12 protein-coding genes are annotated in these 13639 nt (G+C 67.1%); 10 read left to right on the top strand and 2 right to left on the bottom strand.

Features of this window, described 5'->3' with window-relative positions; translation table 11 throughout:
• The coding region (locus A7X97_RS14465) for a pseudouridine synthase (RefSeq protein ID WP_245885017.1) at positions 1 to 789 on the top strand (789 nt) is incomplete at its 5' end.
• Between the two features lie 84 nt (positions 790 to 873).
• Positions 874 to 1209, top strand: a complete 336-nt coding sequence (locus A7X97_RS14460; protein WP_005415439.1) for a hypothetical protein — start codon at positions 874 to 876, stop codon at positions 1207 to 1209.
• 127 nt (positions 1210 to 1336) lie between these two features.
• Here the strand turns inward: A7X97_RS14460 and kbl are convergent, their stop codons facing one another.
• Positions 1337 to 2545 (bottom strand): glycine C-acetyltransferase, encoded by a 1209-nt coding sequence (gene kbl / locus A7X97_RS14455; protein ID WP_111008088.1) that lies wholly within the window; start codon positions 2543 to 2545, stop codon positions 1337 to 1339.
• A gap of 205 nt (positions 2546 to 2750) precedes the next feature.
• Here kbl and A7X97_RS14450 point away from each other — a divergent pair, with 205 nt between their 5' ends.
• A complete protein-coding gene (locus tag A7X97_RS14450; RefSeq protein ID WP_111008087.1) occupies positions 2751 to 3446 on the top strand; it encodes a TorF family putative porin in 696 nt (231 codons plus the stop codon).
• Positions 3447 to 3626: 180 nt separating this feature from the next.
• On the opposite strand, the gene tdh is transcribed toward A7X97_RS14450, so the two are convergent.
• A complete protein-coding gene (tdh, locus tag A7X97_RS14445; RefSeq protein WP_005415442.1) occupies positions 3627 to 4649 on the bottom strand; it encodes an L-threonine 3-dehydrogenase in 1023 nt (340 codons plus the stop codon).
• A 373-nt stretch (positions 4650 to 5022) separates the two neighbouring features.
• On the opposite strand from tdh, the gene A7X97_RS14440 reads away from it, so the two are divergent.
• From A7X97_RS14440 to A7X97_RS14410, 7 genes are all read left to right on the top strand, one after another.
• On the top strand, positions 5023 to 7185 hold the full coding sequence (locus A7X97_RS14440) for a S46 family peptidase (protein WP_061480604.1): 2163 nt from the start codon (positions 5023 to 5025) through the stop codon (positions 7183 to 7185).
• 192 nt (positions 7186 to 7377) lie between these two features.
• On the top strand, positions 7378 to 8022 hold the full coding sequence (locus A7X97_RS14435; RefSeq protein ID WP_008268389.1) for a histidine phosphatase family protein: 645 nt from the start codon (positions 7378 to 7380) through the stop codon (positions 8020 to 8022).
• A gap of 41 nt (positions 8023 to 8063) precedes the next feature.
• Complete coding sequence (gene folC / locus A7X97_RS14430) at positions 8064 to 9335, top strand: bifunctional tetrahydrofolate synthase/dihydrofolate synthase (RefSeq protein ID WP_111008086.1); 1272 nt, start codon at positions 8064 to 8066, stop codon at positions 9333 to 9335.
• Between the two features lie 80 nt (positions 9336 to 9415).
• On the top strand, positions 9416 to 10459 hold the full coding sequence (locus A7X97_RS14425) for an SPOR domain-containing protein (RefSeq protein ID WP_072169154.1): 1044 nt from the start codon (positions 9416 to 9418) through the stop codon (positions 10457 to 10459).
• Positions 10460 to 10505: 46 nt separating this feature from the next.
• Positions 10506 to 11285 carry a CvpA family protein gene (locus A7X97_RS14420; protein ID WP_072169155.1) on the top strand — a complete coding sequence of 260 codons (780 nt, stop codon included), beginning with the start codon at positions 10506 to 10508 and terminating at the stop codon, positions 11283 to 11285.
• A gap of 30 nt (positions 11286 to 11315) precedes the next feature.
• Positions 11316 to 12782, top strand: a complete 1467-nt coding sequence (gene purF, locus A7X97_RS14415) for an amidophosphoribosyltransferase (RefSeq protein WP_049414284.1) — start codon at positions 11316 to 11318, stop codon at positions 12780 to 12782.
• A 9-nt stretch (positions 12783 to 12791) separates the two neighbouring features.
• Positions 12792 to 13616 carry a ferritin-like domain-containing protein gene (locus tag A7X97_RS14410; protein WP_111008085.1) on the top strand — a complete coding sequence of 275 codons (825 nt, stop codon included), beginning with the start codon at positions 12792 to 12794 and terminating at the stop codon, positions 13614 to 13616.
• The last annotated feature ends 23 nt before the right edge of the window (positions 13617 to 13639 follow it).

The raw sequence follows: 13639 nt of genomic DNA, 5'->3' as shown, positions 1-13639 counted from the left end.
CCTGCCGCCCCCGCCGCCCGCTCCCGCGCACCGCGTGGGCGTGCGACTCCGAATGTCACCAGTGGCGTGCGCCATGGCCTGGCGCGCATACTGTCCAAGGCCGGCGTGTGCTCGCGCAGCGAGGCCGCGCGCTGGATCGCCGAGGGCCGCGTGCGCGTGTCCGGCCGCATCGTTCGTGATCCCGAGTTCCCGATTGCCAGTCCGCCCCCGCCGATCGAGGTCGACGGCCAGCCGATGGGGGCGCCGCAGCGCCTGTACCTGATGCTCAACAAGCCGCGCGGGGTGGTCACCACGGCGCAGGACGAGCGTGGTCGCGACACCGTGTATCGCTGCTTCGATGGTGCCGGCCTGCCGTGGATCGCGCCGGTCGGGCGCCTGGACAAGGCCAGCGAAGGCTTGCTGTTGTTCAGCAATGATCCGCAGTGGGCGGCGCACCTGACCGATCCGGAGACCGGCCCGCAGAAGACCTATCACGTGCAGGTGGATCGTCTGCCCGATGAGGACACCCTGGCCGCGCTGCGCGCCGGTGTCGAAGACGCGGGCGAGCTCCTCGCCGCCTGTGCCGTGCGCGTACTGCGCAGTGGCGACAAGACCGCATGGCTGGAGGTGGTCCTCGACGAGGGCCGCAACCGCCATATCCGCCGCCTGTTGGCGGCCTTCGACCTGCAGGTGCTGCGCCTGGTCCGGGTCGCGATCGGTGGGCTGCTGCTCGGCGATCTCGGCAAGGGCCAGTGGCGGGTTCTGCAGGTCAGCGACCAGCAGCGGCTGGGGGCCGCTGCACCGGGCTGATCATCGCCCGTGGCCGGCAGTTGCCGGCCGCCGTTCCAGGCGTAGGGGGCGCCTGGCTGTCGACTTTCCCGAACGGAGCCTGCCATGTACCACCCGACCCTCAATCAAACCCTGCGCTGTGCAGGCCTGCTGCTGCCGATGGTGCTGCTGGCCGCCTGCGGCGGCCACAAGAAGGTGGCCAAGGCGGAAACGCCTGCCGAGACCCCGGTGGTGGAAGTGAAAACCCCGGAGCTGGATGGTCGCGGCAGTTACCGCTTCCTGATGAGCAACGGCGACAAGAAGATGACCGCCGATGAGTTCGATGCCTGGATGAAGGCCAACGGCATCCGCGTTGCCAAGGGCAATGGCCAGGACGCTGCCGCCAAGCCGGTAGTGGTTGCCAGCAAGGAAGAGCCGAAGGGCAAGAAGAAAAAGAAGTGACGCCCGTGGGTGCCGACCCTGGTCGGCACGTCATCAGGCTCCGGTAGGTGCCGACCTTGGTCGGCACGCTTTGACCGTGCGGGGTCAGAGCCCTTTCCTGCGGAAAGGGATCCGACCCCGGCCATGATCAGCCCTTGACCACGCCCAGTTCGACACCAATGCGGGTGAACGCATCAATCGCCCGGTCCAGGTGCTCGCGGCTGTGCGCGGCGCTGATCTGGGTACGGATGCGGGCCTGGCCCTTGGGCACCACCGGGAAGAAGAAGCCGATGGCGTAGATGCCTTCTTCCAGCAGGCGCTCGGCGAACTTCTGCGCCAACGGTGCGTCATACAGCATCACCGGGCTGATCGGATGCACGCCCGGCTTCACGTCGAAACCGGCGGCGGTCATCTTTTCGCGGAAGTAGGCGGTGTTTTCGGCCAGGGTGCTGCGCAGGTCGTCAGCGGCCGCCAGCATTTCGAACGCCTTGATGCCTGCGGCCACCACGTGCGGCGGCAGCGAGTTGGAGAACAGGTACGGGCGCGAGCGCTGGCGCAGCAGTTCGATCACCTCGGCGCTGGCGCAGGTGAAGCCGCCCAGTGCGCCACCCATGGCCTTGCCCAGAGTGCCAGTGATGATGTCGATCTTCTCCAGCACGCCCTTGACCTCGGCCGAGCCGCGGCCGGTGGCACCGAGGAAGCCGGTGGCATGGCATTCGTCGATGTGTACCAGGGCGTTGTACTTCTTTGCCAGCGCGGAGATCTCGTCCAGCGGCGCGATGAAGCCGTCCATCGAGAAAACGCCGTCGGTGGTGATCAGCTTGGTCTTGCAGCCGGCGGCATCGGCGGCCTGCAGCTGGGCTTCCAGATCGGCCATGTCACAGTTGGCGTAGCGGAAGCGCTTGGCCTTGCACAGACGCACGCCGTCGATGATCGAAGCATGGTTCAGTGCATCGGAAATGATCGCGTCGTTCTCGCCAAGCAGCGGCTCGAACAGGCCGCCGTTGGCGTCGAAGCAGGCCGCGTACAGGATGGTGTCCTGCTTGCCGAAGAAGTCGGCGATCTGCTTTTCCAGCTGCTTGTGCAGGTCCTGCGTGCCGCAGATGAAGCGCACCGAGGCCATGCCGAAGCCGTGGGTATCGAGTGCGTCCTTGGCGGCCTGGATCAGGTCCGGATGGTCGGCCAGTCCCAGGTAGTTGTTGGCACAGAAATTCAGCACCTTGCGGCCGTCGTCGAGGGTGATCTCGGCCGACTGCGGGCTGGTGATGATCCGCTCGGACTTGAACAGGCCCTGGGCGCGGATGGCGTCCAGTTCCTCGGCGTAGTGGCGGGTCAGGGCGGAGGAGGCGTCGGTCATGGCGTGGGCACGGCTCTGAACGGGAAACCGCTGATTCTAACGGGCATCGCCGCTTGCCGACCGGCCCGGGCGGGGCATCGCCACGGCCGGCGCATGTTGCATCGCAATAGCAAAGTGGTTAAAAATTCGTGAACCGGAGCTGTCCCGTTCCGGCCGATACGCCCGCCCTCGGCCTTCCACGCCACCGCCCCCACCGGAGACGCTCATGAAGCACGCCCGTGCCTGCCTCGCCATTGCCGCTGCCTTGACCCTGGCTGCCCCGTTCGCCGCCAGTGCCCAGGAAAACGAATCGCCGTACAGCTGGAACGTCACCGCCGTGTCGGACTACCTGTTCCGTGGTGTCTCGCAGACCGACGAAAAGCCGACCCTGCAGGCCGGTTTCACCTACACCTCGCCGGTAGGCCTGTATGCCGGTATCTGGGGGTCGGGCGTGGACTTCGGTCCGGGCGACCCGAGCACCGAGGTGGACTACCAGATCGGCTACGGCGTTGACGTCACGCCCCGCGTCAATTTCGACGCGCTGCTGAACCGCTACACCTACCTCGGTGCCAGCGAGCTGAACTACAACGAGCTGATCACCACCACCACGCTGGATGAGACCTACAAGCTGACGGTGGCCTACACCAACGATGTCTGGAACAGCAGCACCGATGGCTGGTACTTCGGCCTGGGCGGCAGCTGGGGCCTGCCGAAGGACTTCACCCTGAATGCCAACGTCGGCCGCAGCAACTTCGAGGACGGCATCGCCAAGGACTACACCGACTGGAACGTCGGCGTCGAACGCCAGTTCGGCCTGTTCAACGTCGGCCTCGGCTACTACGGCACCGACGGCAACGGCCGCGACAACTCCGGCAAGCTGGCACACAGCCGCGTGCTGCTGACCGTGGCCGTCGGCAAGTAACCCTTGCTTCGGTAGGTGCCGGGCTTGCCTGGCACGCTGTACGAAAAAGGCGCCCATCGGGCGCCTTTTTCAATTCCGCAGTGTTCTTGATCCCATCCGGGGGAGAGCCCCCTTGTTGTTCAAGGGGGCGCGCCAAAGGCGCGGGGACAAGGAAACATGCGGGGGAATTGACCCTTCGGGTCAATTCCAGCTGAGCACGACCTTGCCGGCCTTGCCTTCTTCCATCAGGTCGAAGCCCTTCTGGAAGTCGTCGATAGGCAGCTGGTGGGTCATCACCTTGCCGAGCGGGAAGCCGGACAGCACCAGCTGGGTCATCTTGTACCAGGTCTCATACATCTTGCGGCCGTAGATGCCTTGCACGGTCAGGCCCTTGAAGATGATCTTGTCCCAGTCGCAGCCGGCACCCTTGGGCATGATGCCCAGCATGGCGATCTTGCCACCGTGGTACATGCAGTCGAGCATGTCGTTGAACGCACGCGGGTTGCCGCTCATTTCCAGGCCCACATCGAAGCCCTCCATGTGCAGTTCCTTCATCACGTCCTTCAGCGACTGGTTGGCGACGTTGACCACGCGGGTGGCACCCATGTCGGCGGCCAGCTTCAGGCGGAAGTCGTTGACGTCGGTCACCACCACGTTGCGCGCACCGATGTGCTTGCAGATGCCGGCGGCGATGATGCCGATCGGGCCCGCGCCGGTGATCAGCACGTCCTCACCGATCACGTCGAATTCCAGTGCGCAGTGCGCAGCGTTGCCGTACGGGTCGAAGAACGCGGCCAGCTCCGACGGGATCTGGTCCGGGATCGGCCACAGGTTGCTGGCCGGCATCACCATGTATTCGGCGAAGGCACCATTGACGTTGACGCCGATGCCGACGGTGTTCGGGCACAGGTGCGGGCGGCCGCCACGGCAGTTGCGGCAGTGGCCGCAGACGATGTGGCCTTCGGCCGAGACGCGCTGGCCGATCTCGTAGCCGGTCACGCCCGGGCCGATTTCTGCAATGCGGCCGACGAATTCATGGCCGATGGTCAGGCCCGGCTTGATCGTGCGCTGGCTCCACTCGTCCCACAGGTAGATGTGCAGGTCGGTACCGCAGATCGCGGTCTTCTCGAGCTTGATCAACACCTGGTTGGGGCCCGGAGTCGGCACCGGAACCTCTTCCATCCAGATGCCCTTGGCTGCTTCGCGCTTGACCAGGGCCTTCATCGTTTGCTGCGCCATCGGGGTGGAACTCATCAGGGGGAAAGCGCGGATTATAGGGTGCCGCGCGGATTTCCCATGTTGCGCTGCGGGTGCTTTGGCGGAACGAAAGGCGTGCGCCGGCGGGCGTTTCGAACGTACTGCAAACAGCAGCGCCTCCCTGATTCCGGGGGGAGGGGGCGTGGTCACCCTGGCCGGGACACGCAAAAGCCCATCCATGGCGCCAACAGTCCCGGGCAGGGTGACCACGCCCCCTCTGGACGATTCCGTGTGCGCGGCCGATGTGCGCAGAGCAAGAAGCAGGCCCATGACTTCCGGGGTTCGGGCCGGGGCAGGGCGGCGGGCTACAATCGAGGGTTCCACTACCAGGGGCCGCTCCATGCGCTCGAACCTGCTTGCATTTTCCATCGTCGCCAGCCTTGGGCTGGTCCAGGTCGCCCACGCCGCAGAAGGCATGTGGGTGCCGCAGCAGCTGCCGGAAATCGCCGGGCCGCTGCAGAAGGCCGGCCTGAAGCTGTCCCCGGAGCAGCTGGCCAACCTGACCGGTGACCCGATGGGTGCGGTGGTTGCGCTGGGTGGCTGCACCGCCAGCTTCGTCTCGCCGCAGGGCCTGGTGGTCACCAACCACCACTGCGCGTATGGCGCCATCCAGCTCAATTCGACCGCGCAGAAGAACCTGATCAAGGACGGCTTCAACGCACCGACCCTGAAGGATGAACTGAGCGCCGGCCCGAACGCCCGCGTGTTCGTGCTCGACCAGATCACCGACGTCACCGCCCAGGCCAAGGCCGCCATCGCCGCCGCCGGCAACGACCCGCTGGCCCGCAGTCGCGCGCTGGACGCCTTCGACAAGGCCCAGGTTGCCGCCTGTGAAGCCGATGCCGGCTTCCGCTGCCGCCTGTACAGCTTCTCCGGTGGCAACACCTATCGCCTGTTCCGCAACATGGAAATCAAGGACGTGCGCCTGGTCTACGCGCCCCCGGGCAGCGTCGGCAAGTTCGGCGGCGACGTCGACAACTGGATGTGGCCGCGCCACACCGGCGATTTCTCGTTCTACCGCGCCTACGTCGGCAAGGATGGCAAGCCGGCCGCCTTCGCCGCCGACAACGTGCCGTACCAGCCCAAGCACTTCCTGAAGTTCGCCGACCAGCCGCTGGGCGCCGATGACTTCGTGATGGTGGCCGGCTACCCGGGCCGCACCAACCGCTACGCGCTGGCCGGCGAGTTCAACGAAACCGCCAGCTTCACCTACCCGACCATCGCCAAGCACTACAACGCGGTGCTGAAGATGATCGCCGACGCCGGCAAGGCCGACGCCGATGTCAAGGTGAAGTACGCCGCCACCGCCGCCAGCATGAACAACGTGGCCAAGAACTACCTGGGTCAGCTGGAGGGCTTCAAGCGCATCGATGCCGCCGGCCAGAAACAGGCGGAAGAAGCCGCCGTGCTGGCGTGGCTGAAGAAGCAGGGCGCTGCCGGCAAGCCGGCGCTGGCCGCACATGCGCAGCTGCTCAAGCATCTGGATACCAGCAAGTCGACCCGCGAACGCGACCTGTTCGTTGGTCAGTTCAACAACACCTCGGCCGTTGGTGCTGCAATCACCCTGTACCGCCTGTCGATCGAGCGCAGCAAGCCGGATGCCGAGCGCGAAGCCGGTTACCAGGAACGCGACCTGACCACCATTGAAGGTGGCCTGAAGCAGATGGACCGCCGCTACGTGGCGAAGATGGACCAGCAGCTGCAGGCCTACTGGCTGGAGCAGTACGTGGCCCTGCCGGCCGCGCAGCGCGACAATGAAGTGCTGAACAAGTGGCTGGCCGGTAGCGATGCCAACGCAGTCAAGGCGCTGGTGGGCAAGCTGTCGGGTACCGAGCTCGGCAGCCTGGACGCACGCCTGAAGTGGTTCAAGGCCGACCGTGCCGCGTTTGAAGCCAGCAGCGATCCGGCCATCCAGTACGCCGTGGCTGTCATGCCGGCACTGCTGAAGCAGGAAGAGCAGAAGAAGATCCGCGAAGGTGAATCGCTGACCGCGCGTCCGCTGTACCTGCAGGCCGTGGCCGACTACAAGAAGAGCCAGGGCGAGTTCGTCTACCCGGACGCCAACCTGTCGCTGCGCATCACCTTCGGCAACGTCATGGGCTACGGCAAGGACGGCGTGAAGTACACCCCGTTCACCACCCTGGAAGGCGTGGCGGCGAAGGAAACCGGTGAAGATCCGTTCGATTCGCCGAAGGCGCTGCTCGACGCGGTCAAGGCCAAGCGTTATGGCGGCCTGGAAGACAAGCGCATCGGCTCGGTGCCGGTGAACTTCCTGTCCAACCTGGACATCACCGGCGGCAACTCGGGTTCGCCGGTGCTGGACGCCAACGGCAGGCTGGTCGGCCTGGCATTCGACGGCAACTGGGAATCGGTCAGCTCCAACTGGGTGTTCGACCCGGTGATGACCCGCATGATCGCCGTCGACAGCCGCTACATGCAGTGGATCATGCAGGAAGTGGCGCCGGCGCCGCAGCTGCTGAAGGAACTGAACCTGGCGAAGTAAGGTAGTGCCGGCCGCTGGCCGGCAACCTCGACCAGATAGCCGGAGTTTTCGAAACCCCGCGACCCACGTCGCGGGGTTTTTTCATGCCCGCCCCGACCCGGCGCGCCGAACAGGTATCATCCGTGTTCCGCGCACTTCACAGGATGTGAACGAAACGCGGGAACCTCCTCCCCCCCAGGACCCCTTGCACGCATGCGCATCCTGCTTGCCCGCCACGGTGAAACGCCGTGGAACGCCGAAGGCCGCTATCAGGGCCAGATCGACATCCCGCTGTCGCCGATCGGCGAAGCCCAGGCCCAGGCACTGGGTGCCCGCCTGGCCTCGGTCGACATTACCCGTGCCGTCGCTTCGCCGCTGTCGCGCGCGCAGCGCACCGCGCAGCTGGCGCTTGGCGCCGCCCGTGCCGACATGCTGCTGACCGAGCCGGAACTGCAGGAAATCGCCCACGGCGAATGGGAAGGGCTGCTGGCCAGCGAGATCCATGAGAAGGATCCGTCGCGCCTGCAGGCCTGGCGCGAGGAGCCGGATACCGTGCTGATGCCCGGCGGCGAATCGCTGCGCCTGGTGCTGGAGCGCAGCTGGCGCGGCCTGGCCCGCGCCACCGAGGGCCTCGGCGAGCACGACACCCTGCTGGTGGTCGCCCATGACGCGGTGAACCGCGTGATCCTGTGCAAGGTGCTGGGCCTGCCGATCTCCCGCCTGTGGACCTTCCGCCAGGCACCGACCACGCTGAACCTGCTCGAAGGCGCCGACCTTGACAGCCTGGAAGTGGTGCGCCTGAACGACTGCGCCCACCACACGCCGTTCTTCGGCGAAGCCAAGCACCGCGCACTCTGATCGATCCCCTCGCACCAACTGCTTCTGCTGGAACCGCTGCCGTGACGAACACCCCGACCACCCTGGCCGACTGGCTGGACTACATTGAACGCCAGCACCCGGCGAGCATCGACATGGGCCTGGAGCGCGTGCGCGCCGTGGCCACGGCGATGGGCCTGGGGGCGCCGGCCAAGCGCACCATCGTGGTCGGTGGCACCAACGGCAAGGGCTCCACCGTGGCCTTCATCGAAGCCATTGCACGTGCCGCCGGCTGGAAGGTGGGCGCGTACACCTCGCCACACCTGCTGCGCTACAACGAGCGCGTGCGCATCGACGGCCAGGACGTGGACGATGCCGCGCTGGTCGCTGCGTTCAGTGCGGTCGAGGCCGCGCGTGGCGAGACCACGCTGACCTATTTCGAGTACGGCACGCTGGCTGCGCTGCAGCTGTTCGCCGACGCCGGGCTGGACCTGGCGGTGCTGGAAGTGGGCCTGGGCGGCCGCCTGGATGCGGTCAACATCGTCGATGCCGATGTGGCGGTGATCACCACCGTGGACATTGACCACGCCGAGTGGCTGGGCGAGGACCGCGAGGCGATCGGCACCGAGAAGGCCGGCATCATCCGCGGCTGGAAGCCGGTGATCCTGGGCGAGACCGACCCGCCCTCGAGCGTGCTCGCGCGTGCCTACCTGGTCGGTGCCAACGCGATCCGCGGCGGCAGCGATTACTTCTACGAGCCGATCGACGCCCAGCGCTGGCGCTGGCGCGATGTCGGCCTGCGCATGGAATTGCCGACCCCGGCGCTGGCCGGCCCGATCCAGCTGGCCAATGCCGGTGCGGCCATCGCCGCGCTGCGCGCGCTGGACAAGCCGGTGCCGCGCGCGGCGTGGGCCGCCGGTATCGCGGCGGCGCGCATTCCGGGCCGCCTGCAGGCGTTCGAGCGTGGCGGTGTGCAGATCCGCGTCGACGTCGGGCATAACCCGCAGGCGGCGGGCCAGCTGGCGCGCGCGCTGAAGGCCGAGGCGTCGGCCGGGCGCACCTTGGCGGTGTATGCCGCATTGCAGGACAAGGACGCGGTGGGTGTGGTGCAGGCATTGCAGGGCGTGGTTGCCGAGTGGACCCTTGCCGGCCTGGACGGCCCGCGCGGCCAGAGTGCCGCCCAGTTGCAGGCGCGCCTAGCCGAGACCGCTGCTGGCAGCGCGCAGCTGGCCGCTTCGGTCGAACAGGCGCTGGCGCAGGTACTGGCCCGGGCCGAGCGCGGTGACCGCGTACTGGTGTTTGGCTCCTTCCATACCGCTGCCGCCGCATTGCAGTGGTTGCAGGGCAGCGCCTGAGCCACGTTCAGCCAATCCCGACGCCGTCCGGTCCGGCACCCGTATAATCGACCGCAACCTCCGGACAGTTGCCGCCTCACGTGGATACGCCTCTGAAACAGCGTCTGATTGGTGCCATCGTGCTGGTTGCACTGGCCGTGATTTTCCTGCCGATGCTGGTCAAGGGGCCTGCACCGGACAGCGGCGTGGCCTCGGTGCCGATCGCCGCGCCGGATGCACCGGCCGATGGCCAGTTCGAAACCCGTGAACTGCCGCTGGTGGCCCCGGCCGGTGGGGCTACCGGCCTGCAGACCGGGCAGGCCAAGCCGCTGCAGGAGGCCGCCACGCCGGCCACGCCGCCGACCGTGGACACGTCCCCGGCGGTTGCCGCCGGCAACTACGCCGTCACTTTCGGCGCCTACGGCAGCAAGGCCGACGCCGATGCCGTGATCGCCTACCTGCAGCGCTCGCAGCTGCCGGGCTTCGCAGAAGCGACTACCATCAACGGCCGTCAGGCATGGCGTGTGCGCGTGGGGCCGTATGCCGACCGTGCACAGGCCGAGGCGGCCCGGCTGCAGGCGGTGAAGATCCGCGCCGATGTGAAGGCCGAAGTGATCACCCTGGATGCCGCAACGGGCAGTAGCGCCCCGGTGGCAGCTACCCCGGCACCGGCTACGCCAAGCGCCAGTACCCCGTCCGCAGCCACCTCGCCGTCCGCCAGCAGCAACCCGGTGCGCAGCGAAAGCCTGCCGCCGAGTACGCCGACTGCGACGGCCACTCCGGCGGCCAAGCCCGAGCCGCCGAAGCCGGCGCCGAAGCCCGAAACCCCGAAGCCCGAGCCGAAGCCGGAGGCCACCGCCAGCAAGCCGGTGACGGCACCGACCACGCCGGCTGCACCGGCGGCCAGCGGCGTCGGCTTCGCCGTGCAGCTGGGCGCGTTCGGTCAGGCCAGCGATGCCAATGCGCTGCGTGACAAGGTCCGTGCTGCCGGCTTCAGCGCCTTCGTCGAGCAGGTGCGTACCGAAAAGGGCACCCTGCATCGCGTCCGTGTCGGACCGGTGGCCAACCGGGCTGACGCCGAACAGCTGAAGGCGCAGGTCGCCGCCAAGGTTGGCGTCGCCGGCATGGTCCGACCGCACCCATGACCGACGCGCAGGCCCGTTGCCAGCGCCGCCGAAGGAGCGGGGCGCCATGATCGACGTGGTGCTGCTGATCGTGATCGCCGCCTCGACGCTGCTCGGGATGCTGCGTGGCTTCGTGGGAATCGTCATCGGCACGTTGTCGTGGCTGCTGGCCGCATGGGCGGCCTTCGCCTTCGGCAACGATGCCGCGCGCTGGTGGGCGGCGCCCGCCGCACCTGGCGGCGAACATTTCGTCGGCGGCTACCTGGGCGTGGGCATCGGCGTGATGATCGTGGTCGCGGTGATCGGCATGGTCATCAAGGCGATGATCCACCGCAGCATGCTGACCAGCCTGGACCGGTTGCTGGGCGGTGTACTGGGTGCCGTGCGTGGTGGCCTGATCGCGGCGATCCTGGTGCTGCTGGCCGGCTTCACCCCGCTGACTGCCGAGCCCTCCTGGAAGCGCTCGGCGGTTCGCCCGGTGCTGAATCCGGCCGTGACCTGGATGAACGGGAAGCTGCCGCGCTGGCAGGTACCGGGCGCCGATATGCTGCCCAAGGCCTTGCCGACCGACATGCTGTCCCCATCTGCATTGATGGAATTGGGGAAGAACGCAGGCGCCGGGTTGGGAAAGCCGGGCGGGGCAGGCGATAATGGCATCCTCAACCAGGTAGTGGCGGGCGGCGGATGGCTGCGGCCCGCGAAAGCGGAACAGGGCGATGCATACGATCCGGCCGAAGTGCGCCCGGACGCCCCAGCACTGCCGGACAGTATCGAGCCGGACGATCCGGCCAATGTCGACCGCAGGCGCGGCGACCACCGCGGCCAGGTACGGCCACCTTCCTTGTAACTGGGCACAGCCCAGCGGAGACCTCGCACCATGTGTGGCATCGTCGGAATCGTCGGCAACCAGAACGTCGCCGGGCAGTTGTATGACGGCTTGACCGTTCTCCAGCATCGCGGCCAGGACGCGGCAGGTATCGCCACCGCCAATGGCAGCCGCCTGCGGGTGCAGAAGGCCACCGGCCTGGTCCGCGATGTGTTCGACGCCCGCACCATGTCCACGCTGGAAGGCAGCGTCGGCATCGCGCACGTGCGCTATCCGACGGCAGGTTCGGAAGGCATGGACGAGGCACAGCCGTTCTACGTGAATTCGCCTTACGGCATCGCGCTGGCCCACAACGGCAACCTGATCAACACCGAGGCGCTGCGCCAGCAGGTGTTCGAACAGGACCGGCGCAACGTCAACACCGATTCGGACAGCGAAGTGCTGCTGAACGTGTTCGCCTACGAACTGGAGCAGCAGCGCCAGCTCAGCCCGGAAGCCGCGATCCGCGCGGTGGCCGGCGTGCATCGCCGCTGCAAGGGCGGCTATGCAGTGGTCAGCGTGGTGCTGGGCCTGGGCCTGGTGGCCTTCCGCGACCCGCATGGCATCCGCCCGCTGGTGCTGGGCAAGCGCAGCCACGCAGAAGGCGACGAGTACATCGTGGCGTCCGAGTCGGCCGCGCTGGACGTGCTGGGTTTCCAGCGCGTGCGTGACGTGCAGCCGGGCGAAGCGCTGGTGATCACCGCGCGCGGCGAGCTGTTCTCGGAAATCTGCGCCGAGCCGGCCGAGCACACACCATGCATCTTCGAATACGTCTACTTCGCGCGCCCGGATTCGATGATCGACAACGTCTCGGTGCACAAGGCACGCATGCGCATGGGCATCAAGCTGGGCGAGAAGATCCTGCGCCTGCGCCCGGACCACGACATCGACACCATCATCCCGATCCCGGATACCTCGCGCGATGCCGCGCTGGAGATCTCCAATGTGCTCGGGGTGAAGTACCGCGAAGGCTTCATCAAGAACCGCTACATCGGCCGCACCTTCATCATGCCGGGGCAGGGTGAACGCGTGAAGTCGGTGCGCCGCAAGCTCAACCCGATCCACCTGGAGTTCCGCAACCGCGTGGTGCTGCTGGTGGACGATTCGATCGTGCGTGGCACCACCAGCCAGCAGATCGTGCAGATGGCCCGTGATGCCGGCGCGCGCAAGGTCTACCTGGCCAGCGCCGCGCCGCCGGTGCGTTACCCGAACATCTACGGCATCGACATGCCGGCGGCCGAAGAGCTGGTCGCGCACAACCGCACGGTGGAAGAGATCGAGGCCCACCTGGGCTGCGACTGGCTGATCTACCAGGACCTGGAAGACATGGAAGCGGCGGTGAGCGAAGGCAACCCGGCGCTGCGCAGCTTCGATTCGTCCTGCTTCAACGGCCACTACCCGACCGGTATCGAGCCGGGCTACTTCGAGCGCATCCAGCAGTTGCGTTCGGACGATGCCAAGCACAAGCGCCGCGCCTGAGGATCAGGCGTGGTGGATGTGCCCGACGTTGGTGGCGACCTGCTGCGCGCTGCGCAGCAGTGCCTGGCTGAAGCCGATCCGCTGCGCAAGGTCGCATTGACCCAGGCGTATGCGGCCGCGTTCCGTGCCGGCCGCCTGAAGGTGGCCGCGGATGCGCCGCCGCCGGATCCGATCTGCATGCCGGGTCGTCCGGGACGACTGGTGCTGGTGCATCCGCGCGAGGTGCCACGGCGTGGACTGGGTGGCGTGGAAGGGCGGGCTGCCTTCATCCACGCGATTGCCCATATCGAGCTCAATGCGATCGACCTGGCCTGGGACGCGGTGTACCGGTTCCGGGGCCTGCCGTCGGCGTTCCATGCTGATTGGGTCAGCTGTGCCGATGACGAATCGCGGCATTTCATGCTGCTGCGCGAGCGCCTGCAGGTGCATGGCCACGACTATGCGGATTTCCCCGCACACAACGGTCTGTGGGAAATGTGCGAAAAGACCGCGCATGACGGCCTGGCGCGCATGGCGCTGGTGCCGCGCGTGCTGGAAGCGCGTGGCCTTGACGTCACCCCGGGCATGATCGAGAAGCTGCGCAATGTCGGCGATGGCGAAACCGCCGATGTGCTGGAGGTGATCCTGCGTGAGGAAGTGGCGCATGTTGCCGCCGGTTCGCGCTGGTATCGCTGGTACTGCGACCGCGCCGGTGTCGAGCCGCGCACGCGTTTCAAGGAGCTGCTGGTGGAGTACGCCGGCGGCTACCTGCACGGGCCGTTCAACATGGAAGCGCGCCTGCTGGCCGGATTCGATGCGGACGAACTCGCCAACCTGGTCGAGCAGGCCGGTTGAAGAAAAGGGGACGGAGGGATCAA

The sequence above is a fragment of the Stenotrophomonas sepilia genome, assembly GCF_003244875.1.
Lineage (GTDB): Bacteria > Pseudomonadota > Gammaproteobacteria > Xanthomonadales > Xanthomonadaceae > Stenotrophomonas > Stenotrophomonas sepilia.
The sequence above is the reverse complement of the archived record's forward strand: the minus strand, read 5'-3'. Positions and strand labels throughout refer to the sequence as shown.